Genomic DNA, 23,163 nt, shown 5'->3' with positions numbered 1-23,163 from the left:
GTGAAGCTGCCCTCGCTGCGCCGACTGCAACGCGGCGCCTTCGCCGTGGAAGCCGCCCTGGCCTTGCCCATCCTGATCGGGGTGGGCGTGATCGGCGCGGACATGCAACGTATCCACAGCGAGCGCATCCGCGTCGAGAACGCCGCCGGCGTGCTGGCGGTGAACATCGCCGCCCAGCGCAGGCTGACCACGGCCGGGATCGACGTGCTCGCCGACGTCGCGATGCAGGGTCATGAAGCGATGCAGCAGCTCTACATCCTGAACGTGCTGCAGTCCGGCCGCGTGGCCTGGGCCTTGCGGCGCGGCGGCGCCGATGCGCTGTGCGACGCGCCGGTGGCGGGCGGCGTCTACACCGGCCAGCTGCCCGAGGATCCTCCGGCCGGCAACAGCAACGCGGCCGTGGACAACAGCACGATGTCGCTGATCGTCGTGAAGGCCTGCCGCGACACCGGGGATATCGCGCTGTCCAGCGGCGTCATGCTGCCGGCGGTGCTGGAGACCCTCACGCTGTTTCGCGCCACCAACAAGACCATCACCCTGGACACCCCGCTGACGGACGAGAGCCGTGCCAGCGGCCTCGCCTTCCCGCAATCATGATGCCCTTCACGCGCCGCCTTGCCTTCCCTCGCCGCCAACGCGGCGCTGCCGCCATTTTCCTCCTGCTGCTCATCGGCGGCGCCGTGGCCCTGTCGGCGTTCTCGTCGGACGGCACGCGCATGACCGCGGACGCCGCGCAACTGAAGCGCGCCACGGATGCGGCGGCGCTCGCCGCGGCCGGCGCCTATGCGGGCTCGCGCGATGCCAACATCCAGGACATCGCGCAGCGATACGTGGAAGCCAACCTGGGCATGGACCGCACGCAGCTCGAGGGCGAACTGACGGTCAGCGCCCAGGCCATCACGTTCGAGGACTCGCCCGGCGTGCGCGTCCGGGCCTCGTTCGTCGCGTCCTCGATGCTGGCCAGCACGCCCGCGCAGACGCTCGAGGTGGCATCCGCCGCCATCTCGCGCCAGCGCTCGCTCGAGGTCGCCCTGGTGCTGCCCAACACGCTGGGCGAGAACGCGGCCAACCTGGCCGTGCTGCGACGCCTGGGCAAAAGTTTCTCGCGCCGGCTGATCGCGGAATCCGAGAAGACCTGGGTCGCCCTCGTGCCCTTCAGCCAGGCGGTGAACGTGTACGACCCGCGCCATGCCAATCGCATCATCGACTGGAGCAGGAACGGCGCGTTGCGGCCGGTGGAACTGACGTCGTTGTTCCGGTCGGGCTACAGCGGCCTGAACGACCGCCGCATCCCGGACCGCCGCGCCAATCTGCTGTGCATGTATCGCGGCCTGAACCGCAACCAGAACTATTTCTGGGACGAGCCGCCCGCCAAGCAGTTCGGCATCTATTACCGCCATGACCTGCCCGAGAACGGCAGCCCGGGCGCGCCTCCCATCAGCTGGGTCGGGCCGAACCCGTTCTTTGGCCAGGCGACGGGCGTGAACGACACGCGCTGGATGGTGGCTGACCGGGGCTGCCCGAACGCGGCGCTGCTGCCGCTCACCAACGACCAGGCCGAGATCGACCAACGCCTGGACCAGATGTCCACGCGCTTCAACAACAACTATGCCATCGCCATGGGCTGGGCCGCCATGGCGCTTTCCCCGTCCTTCCAGGGCGACGCGGGCTGGGGCCTGGAGGATGATCTGCCCCGCGACTTCGACGACGGCACCGGCGACCGCGTGAAGGCGATCGTGCTGCTGGTGAACTCCACGGACCAGCGCTGGTTCGACTCGGATTCCTATAACGCATGGGTGGGCGAACGGATCGATGGTGTCGGCGATACCCCGGACGAGAGCGACGCCAACGTCATCACGCAGCGATTCCGCAATCTGTGCACCAGCTTCCGCGCGCGCCGCCTGAAGTTCTACCTGATCGTGACCGGCAGCGACGAGACGGCCAACAACGATCTGGGTTCGGATGGCAACGTGGAAAGCGCATCCGCGTTCCGCAAGATCGCCGGTCCGGGCCTTGCCGTCTGCGCCGAGAAAGGCGCCGACCAGCTTTACCTGCCTGGCCGCGATTTCGTCGCAACCGAAGGACGCATCCAGGCCCGCCTGGACGATCTCGCCGACGAACTTCGCCAGCTTGCCTCGCTGACCACGCTCATCGAATGAGCCCGGCCCCCTTGCTTCATCCTGAGAAGACAGCCATGACCCTTCGCCGCTCCGCCACCTTCCGCCACCAGACCCTGGCCCTGGAACCCCGCTTCCTGCTGGACGCCGCCATGGTCGAGACGGCCGTCGACGTCGCCAAGAACGTCGCGCCCACCGAGACGGCGCCAGGGGTGGAAGCCACGCCGAAAGACAGCAAGATCACGATCACCGACAGCACCGACAGTTTCCCCACCGTGGACCTGTTCGACGATGTCACCGTTCATCCGGATGCCGAGGGCGAGGAACTCGAGAACCTGGTGATCACCGTGGATCGCAGCGGCGCCAAGCATGCGATCGTCATCGACGGCACCGAAATCGCCCTGCAGGCCACGTCTTTCACCGGCAGCACCGCCGGCCACGGCTATTCCTATGACGTGCGCATCAGCGGCGGCACGACGACCATCACGCTGTCCATCAGCTCGTCGGCGAGCTACCAGCCCGCCGACGTGGCCGCGCTGATCGACGGCATGGCCTATCGCCCGCTCGACAGGACGGTGGAAAGCGGCACGATCCAGGTGAAGCTCGCCAGCCTGAGCGACGCCGGCCAGGAAACCGCGCTCCTGGACATTGGCGCCGAGATCGAGATCCTCAACCAGATCAACATCGCGCCGGTGCTGGCCGACGCTGGCGTGCCGGACCTGTCGCAGGCCGTCACGCTGGCCGACCTGGGCAGCAGCCGCGAGGTCGCCTATTCCCGCGACGGCAAGTATCTTTATGCGGCCAACGCATCGGGCAGCATTGCCGTCTTTACGATCGGCGAGCACGACGAACTGAGTTTCAAGGCCTTGCATGCCAATGTCGAGGGCCTGGGCAACCTGGTCGACCTGGCAGTCAGCGCCGACGGCAAGTCGCTGTACGGCATCTCCGGCGGACAGGTCGTGACGCTGGATATCGGCGCCGACGGCACGCTGTCGAATGCGCGTGCGATGAGCGTGGGCGACACCGTGCGCAACATGACCCTGTCCGACGACGGCAAGCAGCTCTACGTCACCCACCAGTACAACGGCATGTCGGTCTACAACCGCGATGCGGCCACGGGCGACCTGACCCTGGTGCATCGCCTGGACGAGGGCGCGCTGGGCGGCGGGCGTTCCCGCACCGTCTTCAGCACCGGCGACTATGTCTTCGTGGCGTCCGGCACCAGCCTGGTGACCTTGCAACGCAACGAGGATGGCACGCTCAGCAAGCTGGACTTCGGATCACTCGTGACCGGCATTCCCACCGGCACCACGCCCTCGCTGGCCGCCACGGCCGACGGCAGCCTGGTATTCATCGGCGACGGTTCCACCATCCGCATCTACGCACTGCGCGAAGGCACGCTGGAAGCCCGCGGCAGCGTCGCCCTGGGCGGCGTCACGGCGCTGGCCGTCAGCGCCAACGACAGCGCGCTCTATGCCACCTCCAGCAACGGCACGCTGACGGTCTATGTCATCGCCGCCAACGACACGCTGGTCGAACGCGGCACCGTGTCCGGCGTGGACGGCGCCGCCACGCTGGCGATCTCCCCGGATGGCGAGAACATCGTGGTGGGCGGCAGCAGCCTCTCCCGCCTGTCCACCACGCACGCCTACACCATCGGCGCCGACCCTGTGCGCTTCGCCGAGAACCTGACGCTCTCCGACGTCAATGCCGACCCCCTGTCGGGCGGCACGGGCGACTACAACGGCGCGACCCTTACCATCAGCGTGGACGCCGCGCACGGCGCCGGCAGCAATTTCGGTTTCGCCAGCGGCAATGGCCTGGCCCTGGTCGGCAACACCCTGCAGCTCAACGACGCGGCCATCGCGACGTTCGACGCGACCGGCGGCACGCTGACGATCACGTTCACCGCCGCCACCAGCACGGCCACCGCCAACCAGGTGCTGCGCCAGTTGACCTACGCCAATGCCAACGCCACGGCGGGCACCCCGATCACCTTGACCGTCAGCGGCAACGATGGCGCCCTGGACAGCAATACCGTGGAGGTCGTGCTGCCGGTGAACGCCGCCCCGCGGGTCGACGACGACGTCGCCACGGGCTACACACCCGCCGGCCCGGTCAGCGAGACCCCCTATAGCCTGGTGCTGCCCGACACGCTCTTCACCGATGCCGACGGCGACACGCTGACCTGGCGCGTCACCGGCCTGCCCGAGGGCCTGAGCTTCGATCCCGCCACGCGAACGATCTCCGGCACCACGGTCCTGACCGGCAGTTTCGCCGTCAAGGTGATCGTGAGCGATGCCTACGGCGCCACCGCGGAACATGCCCTGACCCTGACCGTCGACCAGATCGACAACCGTCCGCCGGTCGTCAGCGACACCGCGCCCGCCGCGCTGCCCCTTGCCCCCGAGGGCCAGGCAGGCTACAGCGTGACGCTGGACGCGGCCATGTTCAGCGACCCCGACAGCGGCTACGCAGACAGCACGCTGACCTGGAGCACGAGCACGCTGCCGGCGGGGCTGACGTTCGATGCCGCCACGCGCACGATCAGCGGCACACCCACCACGGCGGGCGATTACGAGATCACGATCACGGTGACCGACGAGCATGGCGCGCGCGCCGAACACGTCCTGGCGCTGCGGGTCATCGATGCCGCCGAAGCCCAGAACAGCGCACCCGCCCTGACGCCGGACACCGATACGTTGAACTACACGCACGACGGCACGCTCGAGGGCTTCTCGCAATACGTCAACCAGATCACGCTGTCGGCCGACGGCCAGACGCTGCTGGTCGCCGCCAGCACCGGACAACTGGGCAACGGCACCCACACGCTGTACGTCTACAGCCGCGACGCGGCCACGGGCGCACTGACGCAACGCCAGGCGCTGGCGCTGGCCGGCGCGACCACATTCTCCTATGCCAAGGACGGCAGCCGCATCTATGCCAGCAGCGGCAGCGGCACCGCCTATACCGTGACGAGCTTCTCCGTGGGCAGCGACGGCCTGTTGACCGAGAGCGGCGCATCCTCGGTCATCCCGGAACGCATCCTGCAGGTGGATATCGCGGACACCGGCAACACGCTCTATGCCCTCTCCGCGACCCGGGTCTATGCCTATACGGTTGGCGCCGACGGCGGCTTGACGGCCCTGGGCGACTACACGCACAGCAACGGCTTCGGCACGGCGATGTCGATGCAGGTCGGCGCGGACGGCACGGTGTTCGTGCAAAGCGCCGCCCGCCTGACCGTCTACACGGCCGCGGCCGACGGCAGCCTGTCGCTGGCGGGGCAACTGACACGCAACGGCACCGCGCTGAACTGGACCGACGCCACGGGTACCGCCACCCAGGTGGGCACCTTGCCCAGCGGCAATGCATTCAGCGGCGTGAATGCATTCGTGGTGTCGGCGGACAACAACCTGTACCTCACGACCGATAATTTCTATCTCACCACGCTGCATTTCGACAGCGCCACCCAGGCGATCAGCCTGGTCGACGCCAAGGGCGTCGCCGTCGGCAGCCAGACGGCGCACGGCGTTGCGCTCTCCGCCGACGGCAAGGCCTTGTACCTGGGCAGCGCGGGCGGCAACGGCCTGAGCCTGTACCGGGTGGGAGATGACGGCATCGCCACCAACGCCGGCAGCATCGTCACGGCGGGCGGCATGACCCGCTTCGCGGTGAGCGAGGACGGCAAGTCCATCTATGGCGGCAAGCACCGCTTCTTCGGTGTCATCGCCCTGGGCATGATCAGCGCCGGCGACGAAAGCCGCGGCAGCCACACCGAAGGAACGGCATCGACGCCCGCCGCCGGCATCACGCTGTCGGATGCCGACTACGACGCGCGCAACGGCGGCGCGGGCGACTACAACGGCGCCACGATCACCCTGGCACGCGAAGGCGGCGCCAATGCCGAGGACAGCTTCGGCTTCGCCGACAGCGACAGCCTCAAGCGCGTCGGCAACGACATCCAGCTCGATGGCGCGACCATCGCCAGCTTCACCAGCGTCGACGGCACGCTCACGCTGACTTTCGCCGCCGCGGCCTCCACCGCCACCGCCAACGAGGTGTTGCACCGCATCAGCTACGTCAACGCCAGCAAGGACCCGTCCACCACCATCCGCCTGGCCCTGTCGGTGAAGGACGAATTCCCCAGCGGCAAGGCGGACGTGGCCTTGGTGCTGACCGTCACGCTGGTCAATGACGCCCCGGTGGCAACCGCCACGCCGACCCACCCTGGCTACGATCCCGGCGCCGATCCCGTCACGCTCTTCCAGGACGCGGACGTCTCGACCGTCGAAGCCGGCCAGACCATCACCCAACTGACGTTCACCGTGTCCGGCGTGGCGAACGGCGCCAGCGAGACGCTGACGCTGGACGGCACCGCCATCCCCTTGGTGGCCGGCACCGGCACCACGTCGAGCGGACTGGCCTATGCCGTCACGGTGGACGGGGGCATCGTCACCGTCGTGCTGGAGGCCTCGGCTGGCCTGGACAACGCCGCCGCCACGGCGCTCATCAACGGCGCGCGCTACGCCAATGGCAGCGCCGAGCCCACGCTGGGTGAACGCGCCATCACGCTGACATCGTTGCGCGACAACGGCGGCAACGACCACGGGGGCCAGGACACGGCGTCGCTCAGCCTGAGCACGCGCGTGCAGGTGCAATACGAGGCGCCGGCGTTGAACACGCCGGCGGACTCGCTGGACTCGCCCGAGGTGTATGCCCCGGTCGCCGACGACGGCTTCACCGCCCTGTTCGACGAGGCGACCAGCGTGGTCTCCGTGGGCGACAGGATCTATATCCTGCAACCCACCACGGCATGGAACAGCAGTACGTTCAACGACGATCCGGTCTTCAGGCTCCATGTCCTGCAGCGCGCCGAAGACGGCTCGCTATCGGTGGTGCAAACCTTCACGCACGCGGAAGTCCCCGCGCTGACCGGCGCCTCCACCATGCGCGTCTCGGCTGCCGGTGCGACGCTCTACGTGGTCGGCGAGGCCGGCATCGCGCTGTTTGGCCGCGATGCCACGACCGGCGACCTGACCGCCGCGGGCAGCTTCGCCGCCGATGCGGTCGAGACCCACGGCATGATCCGCGACGTGCTGGCGCGAGGCGACAAGGTCTACCTGGCGGCGGGCGACAGCCTGCTGGTCTACACCCGCCAGGGCGATGCGTTCACCTTGACCGACACCCTGCCCGCCTCGGGCAGCGGCAGTGCAAACGTGGATGCCGCCAATTCGCTGGCGCTGTCGCCTGACGGCAACTACCTGGTGGTCGGCACGGCCGGCGGCGCGACGCTGGCCAGCGTCTTCCGGGTCGACCCCGCCACCGGCGCCCTGACCTTCGTCATGGCCGCGCAAGGCCAGGACCCCGCGGCGCAGGGCGCGTTCTATTATTCCTCCACGCTGGCCTTCTCGCCCGACGGCAAGACGCTCTACGTCGTCGACGCAGGCGAAGACGGCACCGCCAGCCTGCACACGCTGGCGCTGGGGGCCGACGGCCAATTGACGGCGGTCGCCGCCGCCACCCTGGACGGCGCCGCCCGCCAGGTCATCGTGTCGCCCGACGGTTCGGCGCTCTTCCTGATCGGCGAAGACAAGATCGGCATCTATCGCCTCGGCGCGGATGGCGCCCCCTCGCCGGTCGCCGAGCTGACCGAATGGGGGGACCGGTGGGAAGGCGGCATCGGCCTGGACGCCCTGCGCGGCGCCACGCTGAGCGAGGACGGCACCAGACTGTACCTGGTGGGTGACTTCTCTTCGGGCGACGGCTTGCTGACCCTGGCGCTGAAACCCGCCCCGGCCGCCTACACCGAAGGCGAAACGCCGGTGGCGGTGCTGCCCTCGGCCACGCTCTCCGACCCGCAACTGGACGCGCTGAACGGCGGCCTGGGCAACTACGACGGCGCCAGCATCTCGATTGCACGCGAAGGCGGCGCACAAACCGACGACCGCTATGGCTTCATCGACGGTGCGAACCTGGCGCTGGACGGCGAACGGCTCCTGCTGGGCGGCGTGGAGATCGGCACGTTCAAGCAGGACGGCGGCACGCTCACGCTGGTCTTCACCGCTGCCATCAGCCAGGCCGATGCACAGCAGGTGCTGCGCCGCATCGCCTACGCCAACGACAGCAAGGATCCCACCGCCGACGGCGACCGCATTACCCTGCGCGTCACGCTCAACGACGGCGACGGCAACAGCGACACGCTGTCGGCCGAGATCGCGCTGACGGGGGTAAACGACCCGCCTGTCGTCACCACCTCGCCGCTTTCGCCCACCTTCCAGGCCGAAGGCGAGCGGGTGAAGCTCTTCGAGAACACCGTGATCGATACCGTCGAGGCGGGCCAGAACATCGCGCGCGTCATCCTGACCGTCAGCCCCTCGGATGCCAGCGATTTCCTGGCCGTCGGCGGCAGCAGGATCACGCTGGACCGATCGTTGAGCGGCGTATTCACCCTGCCCAACGGCCAGCAGTACTCGGTGCAGCTCGCCAATGGCGTCGCCACCGTGACGCTGTATTTCAACGCTTCCGCCACGCACGTCGCCGCGGTCATCGACAGCCTCTCGTATGGCCACACCGGCGATGCCGCCAGCGGCAGCCGCGTGATCAGCATGGCCGTGACGGAGTGGGCCGACCAGAACCAGACGACGACGCTCGCCGATGCCGTGACCGTCACGCTGGCGGGCCCTGCCAGCCCCAACACCGCGCCCACGCTGGACGGCGGCGCCACCGTGCCCTATACGGAGCTGGCCGAGCCGGTGCTGATCGCGGCAGGCGCAACCCTGTCCGATGCCCAGATGGATGCCTTCAATGGCGGCGCGGGCAACTACGACGGCGCGGTGCTGACCATCTCCCTGGGCGCGGGCAAGAGCGCGTCTGACGTGCTGGGATTCAGGCCGGGCAATGGCCTGAGCCTGGAGGGCACCGACCTGAAGAAGGACGGCGTGACGATCGGCCAACTGACCGTCGCCGACGGCGTCATGACCATCCGCTTCAGCGACGCGGCCGGCACCACGCCGACCACGGCGGACGTGCGCAACACGCTGCGGCAAGTCACCTATGCCAACAGCAGCAATGTGCCCGGCGACAGCGTGGCGGTCAGCGTGACGCTGGCCGACCAGCGCGGCCTGGCGTCCGCGGCGCTGGACTTCGCCATCGACATCACCACGATCAACGACGCCCCGGTCGTGGGTGACGACCCGGTGCTGTCGCTGGGCGAACTCAAGGATGTGCAGGCGCTGGCCACGATATCCGGCCTGGGCACGCTGACCGCCAGCACGGTGTCCGGCGACGGCACGCATGTCTATGTGAGCGACGCGCAAGGCGCCATTGCGCTCTTCAGCCGCGACACGCAGACCGGCATGCTGAGCCACGTCGGCACGTTCCCCGCGGAAAGCAGCGTGGACGGCATCAAGCAATTGCTGCTGTCGGCCGACGGCGAGAACCTCTACGCCCTGCGTGCGGACGGCAATGCCATCGCCACGTTCGCGGTGGACGCACAAGGCGGGCTGAGCCACCAGGCCACGCTGGTCAGCGATCACGACGTCGACCAGAGCGCGCTCTTCAACCTGAAGGCGATCTCTCTGTCGCAAGACGGCAAGAACCTGTACGCCATCAACGGAACCACCCTGCTGTACCTGAACCGCGACGCCGCGAGCGGGACCGTGAGCTTCGGCGGCGCGCTGCCAGCCAGCATGAACGATGCCCCCTATCTGTGGCAGCCCACCGACATCGTCGTGCGCGGCGACCTCGTCTTCGTCGTGACCTTGCCGTCCAACGGGTCGACGCTGATCGTGTTCCAACGTGATGCCGACGGCGTGCCGACGGCACTGGGGTACATCCACTCCGGCGGCACCGACGCCAGCGGCCAGACCATTACGCTGGACAACATCCAGCACCTGGCGGTCAGCGAGGACGGCCGCACGATCTTCATCGCCAACAGCCGCACCAGCACCTTCAACGGGTGGGAAGGCACGTGGACGGTCGAGGAGCACCCCCAAGCCGTCCACGCCTTCAGCCTGGACGCCGCCGCCGGCGCGCTGACCTACCTGGGCACGATCAACGGCGACAAGGTCGTCGAAGGCATCGCCCTGTCGGCGGACGGCAAGGCGCTCTTCGTGACGCTGTCCGATGGTTCCCTGAACTACTACGCCACCGCCACCCTGGCCTTGCTGGAAACCCGCCAGGGCATGACCGGCGCGGAGCAGGTCGTGGTGTCGGCGGACGGCGGCGTCATCGTCGTCGGCGACGCCTTGACCGTACTGCGCACGCCTCCTGCCGCCAGCCCTGTCGCCATCATCGGCGGCGACCCCGTCCTGCTCGCCCCCACGCTGGAAATCCGCGATGCGGAGCTTGACGCGGCCGACGGCGGCGCGGGCAACTACCAGGGCGCCAGCCTCGTGCTGACCGGCCAGCCCGGCGACCGTTACGGCGTGCTGGCCGGCAACGGCTACACCGTGGACGGCGACACCATCCTGCTGGACGGCCAGGCCGTGGCGACCCTGTCGCAGACCGGCGGCACCGCCACCCTGCGCTTCACCGCCGCGCTGACCCGCGAACAGGCCAACGCCCTGCTGCGCCAGGTGAGCTACGCCAGCGACACGGGCACGGCGGGCAGCCGATCGATCACCGTGCGCCTGAACGACGGCGAGATCGACAGCGCCGCGCACACCGTGGACGTCACCGTGAGAGAACCCAACCGCGCCCCCGAGGACAGCGGCGAGTCCTTCACCCCCGATGAGGCATTGCGCGGCCGGCCCTACAGCCTGGTGCTGCCGGAGACGCTTTTCTCCGACCCCGACGGCGATACGTTGACCTGGGACGTCTCCGGCCTGCCCGACGGTCTCGGCTTCGATGCCGATACGCGCACCGTCAGCGGCACCGCCACGGCCGTCGGCAGCCACGTCATCACCATCACGGTGACCGACCCCGAAGGCAAGACTGCCACGCGCACGCTCACGCTGACTATCGCCGAGCCGCCCAACACCGCCCCGGTCGACAGCGGCATCACCGTCACGCCCGATACGGCACGTGCTGGCGAAGCGTATTCCTACACCCTGCCCGCCGGCCTCTTCACCGATGCCGACGGCGACACGCTGACCTGGCAAGTGCAGGGCCTGCCCGAGGGCCTGGTGTTCGACCCGAACACCCGCACCATCTACGGCCGCGCGCAGGCCATCGGGGCCTACTCCCTGTCCGTGAGCGCGGCCGATCCCTCGGGCGCCAGCATCACGCGCACCGTGACGCTGACGGTCGCCGAGGCCAGCGTCGTGCCCAATCCGGACCCGGGTACGAATCCAGGCACCGATCCCGGCACCGCGCCCACCCCCGGCACCCCGGCGGACGCGCCCCCGCCGGACGTCCTCATCCTCCAGCGCAACGATGTCTTCGACGTGCGCGCCCCCGTGGACGCGGAGGACGCCGTGACCTGGTTCACCTCGCAAGCCTTCGCGCCTGCGCCGCCGGTCGTCGCCGACAGCCTCGCGTCGACGCCGCGCGACGCGACGAACGGCGCCCAACCCCGCGACGCCGCCCAGGTGCTCGACCAGCTCCTGGCCGACTCCCTGGAACGCCGGGACGCGGACACCGCCACGCCTTGGCGGATGGAAACGCCCAACGGCGCCACGTCCCGCCTCATCGTGCTGGCGGGCCCCGACGCACAAGGCCTGAGTGCTTCCGTCGCCTCGCTGGCCGGGGTCTGGCGCAATGACCTGGCCGGCAACCGGCAACTGTATGCCCTGCCCGCGGGCCTCATCCGCAGCACCGAGCCGATTGCGGCCATCGGCCTGCGCATGGCCGACGGCAGCCCCCTGCCCGGCGGACTGCGCCTGGATGCCGCGCGCGGCCTGATCGTGGCGCCCGGCCTCTCCGGCACCGAGCGCCTGTCGCTGGTGCTGGTGGTCCGCAGCGCCACGGGCGACATCTTGAGCGTGCCCGTCACGCTGTCGGCGGCCAAGCCGGTGGCCTGGGCGCCCATGCATGACGCCGCCCAGGAAGACGCCGCGACCCTCGCCCACAAACCCGCCCTGAGCCAGCAACTGCGCCAGACCGCCGCGCAGGACCTGCTGGACCGGGCTCGCCAATTCCTTGCCAGCCTGGGCGACGACGTCCAGACAGCGCCCGCCCAAGCGTCCGACAGCGCCCGGCCGGCCGCCCCCCTCACCGTAGAAAGCTGATCTTCGCCATGACTCACACGACTAACTTCGAGACGCCCATGCCACGCCGCGCCACCCGCCCCCTCGTCCTGACCGTGCTCGCCACGGCATTGCTCGCCGGTTGCGCCGTGGCGCCGCCCGAGCGCCTGAGCACGCAGGACCTGCTTGCGCACGACCAGAGCGACCGCGGCGCGATGTTCGCCCAGCAGGAGCCGTTGTCCGGCCCGGTCACGCTTGACGAAGCCATCGCCCGCGCCGTGAAGTACAACCTGCAGCAGCGCCTGGCCCTGATGGAGCGCGCGCTGGAGGACAACCTGGTCGACGTGCAGAAGCAGGGCATGCTGCCCAAGCTGACCGCCCGCGCCGGCCTGCGCACCCGCAGCAATGACTATGGTTCGTCCAGCGAATCGCTGGCCACCGGCGCGCAATCGCTGGTGCCCTCGACCAGCCAGGAGCGCGAAGGCGAGACCGCCGACCTGCAGCTGTCGTGGAACGTGCTGGACTTCGGCCTGAGCTATTTCGGCGCCAAGGCCCAGGGCAACAAGGCGCTGGCCGCCGAAGAGCGCCGCCGCCGCGTGGTGGCAGACATCATCCGCCAGACCCGCAGCGCCTATTGGAATGCCGTCACCGCCGAGCGGCTGAAGGATCGCGTGTCCTCGACCCTGGCCGAAGCCCGCCAGACGCTGGAGTACGCCCGCCAGACCGAGGAGAAGCGCCTGGTGGCGCCGATCCTGGCGCTGCGCTACCAGCGCGACCTGCTCAACATGGTGCGCCAGACCGAAGCGCTGGAGAATGAACTGGCCCAGGCCAAGGCACGCCTGGCCACGCTGATGAACCTGCCGCCCGCCACCGACTTCACGCTGGCGCTGCCCGACGAAGGCCAATTGGCGCCGCCCCGGCTGGCCTATGCGCTGAACGACCTGGAAGCGCTGGCCATGGTGCGCCGCCCCGAGCTGCGCGAGGAAAGCTACCTGGCCCGCAACGCCGTGCTGGAAACCCGCATGTCGATCCTGCGCCTCTTCCCCAACGCGCAACTCTTCGGCGGCCTGAACTACGACAGCAACAAGTACCTGGCCAACAACAATTGGGCCGACGCCGGCGTGCAGGTCAGCTGGAACCTGCTGAACGTGCTGTCGTGGCCCGCCATCAGCCGCGCGGGCGAATCGCGCGAGGAAGTGGCCGTGCTGCGCCGCCAGGCCCTGCGCATGACCGTGCTCAGCCAGGTGCACATCGCCTGGCTGGAACGCGAACGCGCCGAGTCCGCCTTCACGCGCGCCAACGAACTGAGCCGCCTGCAGGACGCCATCCAGGTGCAGACCGAGAACGCCGCGCGCAACAGCGCCGAGACCCACCTGGAGCTGGTGCGCGCCAAGGTGGAGACGCTGCTGGCCACCCGCGCCCGCGACCTCAGCTATGCCGAACTCGTCAATGCCCAGAACACGGTCTACCAGGCCGCCGGCATCGACCCGCTGCCCGAGCGCATCGCCGACGAGAGCCTGGCCAGCCTGGCGCGCGACATCGCCGAGACCAATCGCCTGATCGAGCGCGGCCATGTAGACGTGCCGCGCCTGGCGCAGACCGATGCCCCGGCCGCCACGCCCGTGGCCCTGGCGGAACCGGCGGCGCCCGCGCCCGCCGCGCCGCCGGCGCGCCGCAACGTCAGCGGCAGCCCCTGGAACCACCTGGGTTCCGTGGCCGGCGCCGGCGCCGAACCTGCCGCCGTGCAGGCGCTGCCCGTGAGTGCGCGCTGACATGACCGGACATTACGCGCGACGCCGTCCCGGCGCCCGGCTGGCGCTGGCAGCCGCCCTGTGGCTGGCCGCGCCGGCCTGGTCGCAAGACCTGCCGCCGCTGCCCACGCCTTCCTCGCCGTTGTCCGCCCAGGTCGACAGCACCCGCGCGCAACTGGTGGCGGCACGCCGTGCGGTGATCTCCAGCGGACTGGCGGCGCGCATCGACCGCCTCCCCCTGCGCGAAGGCGACCGCTTCAAGAAGGGCGACGTGCTGGTGGCCTACGACTGCGCGCTGAACCGTGCGCGGCTGGAACGCGCCGTGCAGGCCGAGGCGGCCGCCCGCAAGAAGCTTGCCGTCGCGGAGCAGCTGGACACGCTGAAGTCCATCAGCCGCTCCGACGTGGAACAGGCCCGCGCGGCGGTGTCCGTGGCGCGCGCCGAAAGCGGCGCGGAGCGCGTGCTGGTGGAGCGCTGCACGATCACCGCGCCGTATGCCGGACGCGTGGGGGAAAGCTATGCGCGCGCGGCCGAAAGCGTGGCCGAGGGCCAGAAGCTGCTGAGCATCTACGACGACTCGGCCTTCGAACTGGAAACCATCGTGCCTTCGCGCTGGCTGGCGTGGCTCAAGCCCGGCTATCCGCTGCGCATCACCGTCGACGAAACCGGGCGCGATTACGCGGCCGAAGTCTCGCACATCGCCGGCGCCGTCGACCCGATCAGCCAGTCCGTGAAGATCATCGGCCGACTGGCCGGCAAGGACGGCGCAGCCGCCGACCTGCTGCCCGGCATGAGCGGCAATGTGCGCGTCGATCCCCCTGCCGGCAAGACGCCCTGACGCCACGCGGCATCCTCTATCGAACCCGCAGTGACCACGCCCATTTCCCCCACCCGCGAACAGCGGCTTGCCGCCCTCCTGCAACTGGAACAGCGCGCCCGCGCCTGCGCCGACACGCAGGAGCTGGCGTTCCTGATGGTCAATGACACGCACGCGCTGGCGCCCTATCGGCAGGCCGCGCTGTGGCTGCCCGACCCGGGCGGCGACGGTACCGTGTCGGCGCTGTCTGGCCTGGCCGTGCCGGACGCCAATGCGCCCTACACCGTCTGGCTGGCCGGCGTGCTGGCGGCCCGCGCCCGCGCGGGTGGAGCCGGCGCCTTGCACGCGCAGGCCGACGAGGCGGCCATGTGGGCCGAGCACCTGCCCGCCCACGGTTGGCTGCTGCCCCTGCCGCTCGCCGACGATCGCGACGGCGCCCCGCGCCAGGGGCTGCTGGCCCTGTGGCGCGACACACCTTGGGCGCCTGGCGAAAGCCAGGTCCTCGGCCTGCTGGCCGACGCCTATGCGCATGCCTGGCGCGCGCTCGCGCCACGCCAGGAACGGCGCGGCCCCAAAGGCTGGTGGGCGACGTTGCGGCACGGCAAGCGGCGCGGCCGCTGGTGGCTGGCCCTGGCCGCCGCCGTGCTCGTGCTGCTGTGCCTGCCCGTGCGGCAATCCGTGCTGGCCCCCGCCGAGGTCGTCGCCCGCTCGCCCTTCGCCGTGCGGGCGCCGCTGCAGGGCGTGGTGGACCGCATCGCCGTCACCCCCAATCAAGCCGTGAAGGCCGGCCAACTGCTGGCCGCGCTGGACTCGCGCGAACTCGAAGGCAGGCTGGAGACGGCGCGCCAGGCCTTGGCGGTGGCCGACGCCGAACTGCGGCAGAACCGCCAGCAGGCGCTGGTGGACGAGCGCAGCAAGGCAACCCTGGCCCTGGCGCTGGGCAAGCGCGACCAGGCGGCCGCCGATGCCGACTATTACACCAAGGCGCTCGCGCGCACCCAGCTGCACGCGGAACGCGACGGCATCGCCCTCTTCGACGATCCGGCGGACTGGATCGGCAAGCCCGTTGCCCTGGGCGAACGCATCATGATGGTGGCCGATCCGGGCGATGCGGAACTGGAGATCCTGCTGCCCGTGGGCGACGCCATCGACCTGCCGGCCGGCGCCACCGTCAGCCTGTTCCTGAATACCGCGCCCGCCGCGCCGCTGTCCGCCACCTTGTTGCGCGTGGGCTATCGCGCCGCACCCGCCGCCGACGGCACGCTGGCCTACCGGGTGCGCGCCCGCTTCGACGAGACCGTCGCGCCCGAGGACCTGCCCCGTGTCGGCTTGAAGGGCACCGCGAAGCTGTACGGCTCGCGTACCCCCCTGGCGGGCTACCTGCTGCGCAAGCCGCTGGCGACGCTGCGCGTGTGGCTCGGCCTGTAAGCGCGATGGCTTCCGCAATCCCGTCCCTGCCGCTGCCTGCGGACGCACTGCCCTCGCCTGCCGCGAAACCGGCGCCCCTGCCCTTGCTGCGCGAAGACCTGCTGTTGCATCGCTCTCCGCGCAACCATGACGGCTCGCCCGCCTGGACGCTGGAAGACCCCGGCCGCGCCGCCTTCTTCCAGATCGGCTGGGCCGAAGCCGAGATGCTGGCGCGCTGGCGCCTGGGCAAGGCCGATGCCATCGCCCACGCCATCAGCGATGAGACGACCCTGGCGCTGGACGCCGCCGACGTCGATGCCTTCGCGCAATTCCTGCAACGCAACAGCCTGGTCCAGTCACGCGGCCCCAAGGCCATCGCCCAGCACCGCCAGGCCGCCAAGGACCGCCAAGGCGGCCACTGGCTGAAGCAGCTGATGCACCAGTACCTGTTCTTCCGCGTCCCGCTGGTGCGCCCCGACGCGTTCCTCACGCGTACCCTGCCGCGGGTGCGGCGGCTCTTCTTCACGCGCACCTTCGCCCGGCTGACAGCGGCCGCCGGACTCGTCGGCCTGTTCCTGGCCGCGCGCCAGTGGGACCAGTTCCTGCACACCTTCCTGCATTTCTTCACCCTGGAAGGCGCGCTGGCCGCGGCCATCACGCTGGGCGCGGCCAAGGTGCTGCACGAACTGGGCCATGCCTATGCCGCGAAGCAGCATGGCTGCCGCGTCGCCACCATGGGCGTGGCCTTCATGGTGATGTGGCCGGTGCTGTACACCGACTCGTCCGGCGCCTGGCGCCTGGCCAGCCGGCGCAAGCGCCTGTCCATCGGCGCCGCCGGCATGGCGGCCGAGACCGCGCTGGCCGCCTGGGCCACGCTGGCCTGGAGCTTCCTGCCCGACGGCATGCTGCGCAGCGCGGCCTTCATGCTGGCCACCACCACCTGGCTGCTGACGCTGGCGGTGAACCTGAACCCGCTCATGCGCTTCGACGGCTACTTCCTGCTGTCCGACGCGCTGAACGTGCCCAACCTGCAGCACCGCGCCTTCGCGCTGGGCCGCTGGCGCCTGCGCGAATGGCTCTTCGGCCTGGGCGACGACAAGCCCGAAGTGTTCGCGCCCTGGCGCGAACGCACGCTGATCCTGTATGCCTACAGCGTCTGGATCTACCGCTTCTTCCTCTTCCTCGGCATCGCCCTGCTCGTCTATCACATGGCGTTCAAGCTGCTGGGCATCGTCCTTTTCGCCATCGAGATCGTGGCCTTCATCCTTCGTCCCCTCTATACCGAACTGCGCGCCTGGCGCGAACGCCTGGGCAAGGCGCCAGGCCAGGGCTGGAACCGCCGCAGCCGCCTGACCGCCGTCATGGCCGCGCTGGCCCTGCTGGCCGCCATCATTCCCTGGCGAACGCGCATCGACGCGCCGGCCCTGCTGCGCGCCGCGCAACAGGCGCAGATCATCGCGCCCGTGGGTGCCCAGGTGGAGCGGATCGCCGCCCAGGCCGGCCAGGCCATCCCGGCCGGCACGCCGCTTTTCGTGCTGCGCGCACCAGACCTCGAACACGAACGCGACGCGCTGGCGCGCCGCATCCGCGTGCTGCAATGGCAACAGGCCTTCCAGGCCATGACGCGGGACACGGCGGCCTCGGTGCCGGTGGCGCAGGGCGAGCTGCAGGCCGCGCAGGCGCGCTTCGACGTGCTGTCGCGCCAGGCCGCGCAACTGACGCTGCGCGCCCCCTTCGATGGCGTCGTCGCGGATCAGGCCCACCCCTTGGCCGAAGGCGAGTGGATCGGCCAGGGCGAATGGCTGGCGACACTGGCGGATCCGCGCCAGATGCGGGTGGAGGCCTACGTGTCCGAGCAGGACCTGCATCGGCTGCGCCAGGACGGCAAGGCCCGCTTCCTTGCCGAAGACCCACGCGTCGATGCCATCGACCTGCGCGTGGAAGACATATCGGCCACCGCGACCCGCCGTCTGCACGCGGCGCCTGAACTCAGTTCCACGCATGGCGGCGGCATCGCCGCGCTGCAGGCGCCGGCCAGCGACAAACGGCATGACCCGGAAAGCCAGGGCCTGATGCCGGAACGCGCTGTCTATCGCTTGCTGCTGCGCCCCGCCGATGACGCAGCGGCGCCCATGCCGCGCGCGCAGGCATTGCGTGGCACCGTGGTCATCGATGGCGCGGCCGAGAGCCTGCTGGCGAAGATCTGGCGCCGTGCCGCCGCCATTCTCGTGCGAGAGACCGGATTCTGAGCAGAGCCTTTCCTGGCGCGGCTTCCAAGCCAGTCGGCAGCTGCGTTCCTTAAGCAACTTTAACGTGTCATTCCCGGAGGGCTGGGAAATAATGAAACCCATTCGCGGCAGCCATCCCGCGTCCCCTCCCCTCTCATTTTCCGCCGCCATCATGACCACCGAAATCCTCGAGCGCCCCTCGCTGTCGCAGCGCCTGAAGCAAGAAACCAACGACCAGCACGAACGCATGCACACGCTGATGGCGCGCGCCGCGCCCTTCGCCAGCCGTGAGTCCTATGCCCGCTTCGTCGCCGCGCAATACCTGTTCCAGCGCGACGTCGAATTCCTGTTCAAGGACGCTGCCGTGAAGTCCGCCGTGCCCGACCTGGAAGCGCGCGGCCGCGAAGAAGCCTCGCTGGCCGACCTGCGCGACCTGGGCGCCGCCGCGCCGCAGGACGACATCGCCAGCGTCGGCGTCACCATGCCCGAAGCGCTGGGCTGGCTGTACGTCTCCGAAGGCTCGACCCTGGGCGCCGCCTTCCTCTTCAAGGAAGCGCAGGCCAGCCTGGGCCTCTCGGCCGAGTTCGGCGCGCGCAACCTGGCGGCCTATCCGGAAGGCCGCGCCATCGTGTGGCGCCGCTTCGTCGCCTCGCTGGACAGCGAGGCCATCGATCCGGACACGCACGACGCCGTCATCGCGGGCGCCAACGCTGCCTACGATCGCTTCGGCCAGTTGCTCACGCGTCACTTCGACCTGGGCGCATGAACCCGCTAGGCCGCATGCGCGCCGAGCCCGGCGGCCAGGCCCTGGGGGCCGGCTTGCCCGGCCCGCTCCATGCCGTGCCCGCGCCCGCACGCTCGCCGTTGCAGCGTGCGCTGTACTTCCTGCTGGCTTGCGCAAGCCTGTGCCTGGCGGTCGCCGGCGCCTTCCTGCCCGGCCTGCCCAGCACGGAGTTCGTGCTGCTGGCCTCTTGGGCGGCGGCGCGCAGCTCGCCCCGCCTGCACCACTGGCTGCACGCGCACCCGTGGTTCGGTCCGCTGCTGCGTAACTGGCGCCAGGGACGGCGCGTCAGCCGCGCCGCAAAGATCAGCGCAACCGTATCCATGACGGTTTGCCTGGGCCTGCTGATCCACGCCGGCCCGCCCGCCTGGGTGGCCTGGCCCGCCGCCGCGTGCATGGCAGGCGTGCTCGCCTGGCTGTGGCGGCGACCCGAACCCGACGCCTCCCGACCCGCCTGAGCGCAGCAGGCGCCTACGCCTGGATACCTTCAGACAAACCTTGGCAAGGGCGACTGCGGCATCGTGATGACAAATCCGATGCCCAGGAGGCGCCATGGTTTCCGCCCGTCTACCTTATTACGTTCCCGGCGTGCCTGAACGACCGGGCAGCACTGCGCCCGGCTCTTCTCCGGCGCGGTCCGGCCCGCGCCCGGCCAGCGCTGCCGCCACTGCGCCGGGTTCCCGCCTGGCGGCCGCGCCCACTGCCCCTGCCGCAAGCAGGCGCCCCGACGTCGCAGCCCCGTAACGTTGGTAACAAGCTTGCGCAGCAGCCCGCCCCCCTCCCACCTTCCCGACCTGCCTTCGGTGGCAGGCGCCCGTGCGCCCGTCGGCTTGCACGTGCTGACGGTCAACGCCCACAAGGGATTCACGTTCTTCAATCGAAAGATGATCCTCCACGAACTTCGCGACGCCATCCGCTACGCGGCACCGGACGTGGTCTTCCTGCAGGAGATCATCGGCGAGCACCAGCGCCATGCCAGCCGCTACCAGGCCTGGCCGACGCTGACCCAGTACGAGTTCCTGGCGGACGAGTTGTGGCCCAACTTCGCCTACGGCCGCAACGCGGTCTACACCGACGGCCATCACGGCAATGCGATCCTGTCCAAGTACCCCATCATCGCCTACGACAACCACGACATCAGCGTGCCCGGGCACGAGAACCGCGGCTTGCTGCATTGCGTACTGGACGTGGAAGGCGTACCGGTGCACGCGGTCTGCGTCCACCTGGGCCTGCACGAGACGCATCGGCGGCTGCAGCTGGAAAGCCTGTGCGCGCTGCTGCGCGACACCTTGCCGGATGGCGAGCCCGTCGTGGTGGCCGGCGACTTCAACGATTGGCGCCGCCGCGCCGGCCAGGTGCTCGCGGCCTGCGGCGCCACGGAGGTCTATACGGACAGCTTCGGGGCGCCCGCGCGCACCTTTCCCGCACGCTTCCCATTGCTGCCGCTGGACCGTATCTACGTGCGCAACATCCGGCAGTTCAAGCCCCGGCCGATGAGCGCCCGGCCCTGGCGGGCCCTGTCTGATCATTTGCCGATCGCGGCGGAGGTTGAGGTATGAACGTCCAATGGCGTAGCGGCAATCGCTTCGAACTGCTCGAGAACGGCGAGGAATTCTTCCCGCGCGTGATCGAGCTGGTCGGGCAGGCGCGCAAGGAAGTCCTGGTCGAGACCTTCATTCTCTTCGACGATAAGGTCGGCCAGCAGATCCGCGAGGCGCTGATCGCGGCGGCGCGGCGTGGCGTGCAGGTGGAGCTGACCGTCGATGGCTATGGCTCGGAAGGCCTGTCCGAGGAATTCGTCGGCGGCATGACCGACGCCGGCGTGGGCTTCCACGTGTTCGACCCGCGCCCGCGTGTCCTGGGCATGCGCACGAACTGGTTCCGCCGCATGCACCGCAAGATCGTGACCATCGACGGCGAGCGCGCACTGATCGGCGGCATCAATTACTCCGCCGACCACCTGGCCGACTTCGGTCCCGAAGCCAAACAGGACTACGCCGTGCAGATCGACGGCCCGCTGGCGGGCGACCTGCGCGAGTTCGCCCGCAAGATGCTGGCGCCCGCCAAGCGTGGCCTGCCGCGCCTGCGGCGCCGCCCGCCTCCCGAGGCTGACCTCGTCGAGCCGGGCACCGGCAGGCTGGTGTTCCGCGACAACGGCCAGCACCGCGACGATATCGAACGGGTCTATCGCACCGGCATCCGCAGCGCGACCAGGGAAATCCTGATCGCCAATGCGTATTTCTTCCCGGGCTTTCGCCTGTTGCATGACCTGGCGCGCGCGGCTCGCCGCGGCGTGCGGGTTCGCCTGATCCTGCAAGGCCAGCCCGACATGCCGGTGGCCAAGATGGCGGCGGGAATGCTCTACGAATACCTGCTCGAGGCCGGCGTGGAAATCTACGAATACTGCCAGCGCCCGCTGCACGGCAAGGTGGCGATCGTGGACGACGAATGGTCCACCATCGGCTCCAGCAATCTCGACCCCCTCAGCCTGTCCTTGAACCTGGAGGCGAACGTCGTGGTGCGCGATCCCGCGCTGAACCAGGCGTTGCGCGAAAGCCTGGAACGCCTGATGGCCCATCATTGCCAGCGCGCGCCCGCGCCCTCGCGTTCGGGCGGCACCTTGCGCCGGCTGTGGACGGGCGTGTTCGTCTTCCACTTCCTGCGGCGCTTTCCGGCATGGGCAGGCTACTTCCCCGCCCATCGCTCGCGCCTGAAGACCATTTCCGCCGACGCGTTCGACCACTCGGACGTGGGGGAGACCTCATGAGCGCCGATGCGCACACCCGCCAGCCGCGCGGGATGCGAGGCTGGATCCGGGCGCACGGGAGCGTGCTGAAGAAGTGCTTCGTCGGGCTCATCATGGCGGTGACCGCCGTGCTGATCGGCAAGCTGGCCATGCAGGTCGACTGGCCAGAGGTGCTGGCCGCGGCACGCCGCATCCCGCCGCTTACCATCGCGCTGGGCCTGGCGCTGGCAGCCGCGGGCTATGCCGTATATGCCAGCTTCGACCTGTTGTCGCGCCAGTACGCCGGCCATGACCTTCCCGCCTGGAAAGTGCTGGGCGTCACGGCCATCAGCTATTCGCTGAACCAGAACCTTGGCGTGCTGCTGGGCGGCGTGGCCGTACGCTTCAGGCTGTATGCCAAGCTGGGATTGGACACGCCGACGATCAGCCGGGTCTTTCTTTTCAGCACGGTCACCAACTGGCTTGGCTACGCCTGGCTGGGCGGCCTGCTGTTCGTGGGCGGCTTCGTCCCGACGCCTGAAGGCTGGGGGCTGGGAAAGGGTCTGCTGACGCTGATAGGCGCGGCGCTGCTGGCCATCTCGGCGGGCTACCTGGGCCTGTGTGCATTCTCGCGCAAGCGTGACTGGACGCTACGCGGACAGGAGATCCACCTGCCGTCCTGGCGCATGGCCGGCAGCCAGGCCTTGCTGGGCGCACTGTCGTGGTGCCTGATGGCTGCCATCCTGTATGCCTTCCTGCAAGGCGAGGTCGCCTATCCGACCGTGCTGGGCGTTCTCCTGTGCGCCAGCATCGCCGCCGTGGTCACGCACATCCCGGGCGGGCTGGGCACGACCGAGGCAATCTTCGTCGCCGCGTTGTCCTCGCAATTGCCCCCGCCCACCATCCTGGGCGCCGTGTTGATGTATCGGGCCTGCTATGCCTTGACGCCGCTGGTGCTCGGGTTGGTGGCCTACCTTGCGGTCGAGGCCAGGATGTCCGGCGCCGACACTCGTCACGCGCGGTAAGCGCCTCGTCAGACTTCGCGACAACTGCAACACATTCCCCGCGTGAGGGTGCCCCATGCCCCGCCGTGGCGCTCGCCGGGAGCGCCTTGCGCACCACTTCCGCCCATCGCACTCCGTCACGCGTCATTACACATGGGCGGAACCCGGGACGGAACGGATGCGTAGAGTGAATCCCAATGGGT

12 protein-coding genes are annotated in these 23,163 nt (G+C 69.6%); all 12 read left to right on the top strand.

The genetic code is table 11. The features are described from left to right. The 12 genes from ODI_RS03790 to ODI_RS03735 all read left to right on the top strand — a co-directional run bounded on the left by ODI_RS03790 (window position 1) and on the right by ODI_RS03735 (window position 22,981). A complete protein-coding gene (locus ODI_RS03790) occupies window positions 1-597 on the top strand; it encodes a TadE/TadG family type IV pilus assembly protein (RefSeq protein ID WP_067749680.1) in 597 nt (198 codons plus the stop codon). Continuing rightward, on the top strand, window positions 594-2,159 hold the full coding sequence (locus ODI_RS03785) for a hypothetical protein (RefSeq protein WP_067749678.1): 1,566 nt from the start codon (window positions 594-596) through the stop codon (window positions 2,157-2,159). Before ODI_RS03790 ends, ODI_RS03785 begins: the two co-directional genes overlap by 4 nt. Before the next feature lie 35 nt (window positions 2,160-2,194). Next, window positions 2,195-12,289 (top strand): putative Ig domain-containing protein, encoded by a 10,095-nt coding sequence (locus ODI_RS03780; protein WP_067749676.1) that lies wholly within the window; start codon window positions 2,195-2,197, stop codon window positions 12,287-12,289. An 8-nt stretch (window positions 12,290-12,297) separates the two neighbouring features. Next, window positions 12,298-14,019 carry a TolC family protein gene (locus ODI_RS03775; RefSeq protein ID WP_231968192.1) on the top strand — a complete coding sequence of 574 codons (1,722 nt, stop codon included), beginning with the start codon at window positions 12,298-12,300 and terminating at the stop codon, window positions 14,017-14,019. A 1-nt stretch (window position 14,020) separates the two neighbouring features. Continuing rightward, entirely contained in the window at window positions 14,021-14,836 is an 816-nt protein-coding gene (locus ODI_RS03770) for an efflux RND transporter periplasmic adaptor subunit (protein WP_067749671.1), read from the top strand. Between the two features lie 30 nt (window positions 14,837-14,866). Beyond that, complete coding sequence (locus ODI_RS03765) at window positions 14,867-16,243, top strand: efflux RND transporter periplasmic adaptor subunit (protein WP_197707134.1); 1,377 nt, start codon at window positions 14,867-14,869, stop codon at window positions 16,241-16,243. 5 nt (window positions 16,244-16,248) lie between these two features. Then, window positions 16,249-18,471: an HlyD family efflux transporter periplasmic adaptor subunit gene (locus tag ODI_RS03760; protein ID WP_067749667.1), complete on the top strand. Its 2,223-nt coding sequence runs from the start codon at window positions 16,249-16,251 to the stop codon at window positions 18,469-18,471. A gap of 151 nt (window positions 18,472-18,622) precedes the next feature. Continuing rightward, window positions 18,623-19,216, top strand: coding sequence for a biliverdin-producing heme oxygenase (locus tag ODI_RS03755; RefSeq protein ID WP_067749734.1), 594 nt, complete (start codon window positions 18,623-18,625; stop codon window positions 19,214-19,216). Further along, entirely contained in the window at window positions 19,213-19,689 is a 477-nt protein-coding gene (locus ODI_RS03750) for a YbaN family protein (protein ID WP_231968191.1), read from the top strand. The genes ODI_RS03755 and ODI_RS03750 overlap by 4 nt, the downstream gene beginning before the upstream one ends. A gap of 300 nt (window positions 19,690-19,989) precedes the next feature. Continuing rightward, a complete protein-coding gene (locus ODI_RS03745) occupies window positions 19,990-20,790 on the top strand; it encodes an endonuclease/exonuclease/phosphatase family protein (protein WP_231968190.1) in 801 nt (266 codons plus the stop codon). After that, complete coding sequence (gene clsB / locus ODI_RS03740; protein ID WP_067749663.1) at window positions 20,787-21,998, top strand: cardiolipin synthase ClsB; 1,212 nt, start codon at window positions 20,787-20,789, stop codon at window positions 21,996-21,998. The genes ODI_RS03745 and clsB overlap by 4 nt, the downstream gene beginning before the upstream one ends. After that, entirely contained in the window at window positions 21,995-22,981 is a 987-nt protein-coding gene (locus ODI_RS03735; protein WP_157929710.1) for a lysylphosphatidylglycerol synthase domain-containing protein, read from the top strand. Before clsB ends, ODI_RS03735 begins: the two co-directional genes overlap by 4 nt. Window positions 22,982-23,163 lie beyond the last annotated feature (182 nt).

This window comes from Orrella dioscoreae (assembly GCF_900089455.2).
Lineage (GTDB): Bacteria > Pseudomonadota > Gammaproteobacteria > Burkholderiales > Burkholderiaceae_B > Orrella > Orrella dioscoreae.
This window is presented reverse-complemented; position numbering and strand designations above follow the sequence as displayed.

Excerpts from the sequence above, each read along its gene's own strand:
- ODI_RS03755 (WP_067749734.1), top strand. The coding sequence starts at position 18,623 with ATGACCACCGAAATCCTCGAGCGCCCCTCGCTGTCGCAGCGCCTGAAG.
- ODI_RS03750 (WP_231968191.1), top strand. The coding sequence starts at position 19,213 with ATGAACCCGCTAGGCCGCATGCGCGCCGAGCCCGGCGGCCAGGCCCTG.
- ODI_RS03770 (WP_067749671.1), top strand. The coding sequence starts at position 14,021 with ATGACCGGACATTACGCGCGACGCCGTCCCGGCGCCCGGCTGGCGCTG.
- ODI_RS03735 (WP_157929710.1), top strand. The coding sequence starts at position 21,995 with ATGAGCGCCGATGCGCACACCCGCCAGCCGCGCGGGATGCGAGGCTGG.
- ODI_RS03775 (WP_231968192.1), top strand. The coding sequence starts at position 12,298 with ATGACTCACACGACTAACTTCGAGACGCCCATGCCACGCCGCGCCACC.
- ODI_RS03785 (WP_067749678.1), top strand. The coding sequence starts at position 594 with ATGATGCCCTTCACGCGCCGCCTTGCCTTCCCTCGCCGCCAACGCGGC.
- ODI_RS03760 (WP_067749667.1), top strand. The coding sequence starts at position 16,249 with ATGGCTTCCGCAATCCCGTCCCTGCCGCTGCCTGCGGACGCACTGCCC.
- ODI_RS03780 (WP_067749676.1), top strand. The coding sequence starts at position 2,195 with ATGACCCTTCGCCGCTCCGCCACCTTCCGCCACCAGACCCTGGCCCTG.
- clsB (WP_067749663.1), top strand. The coding sequence starts at position 20,787 with ATGAACGTCCAATGGCGTAGCGGCAATCGCTTCGAACTGCTCGAGAAC.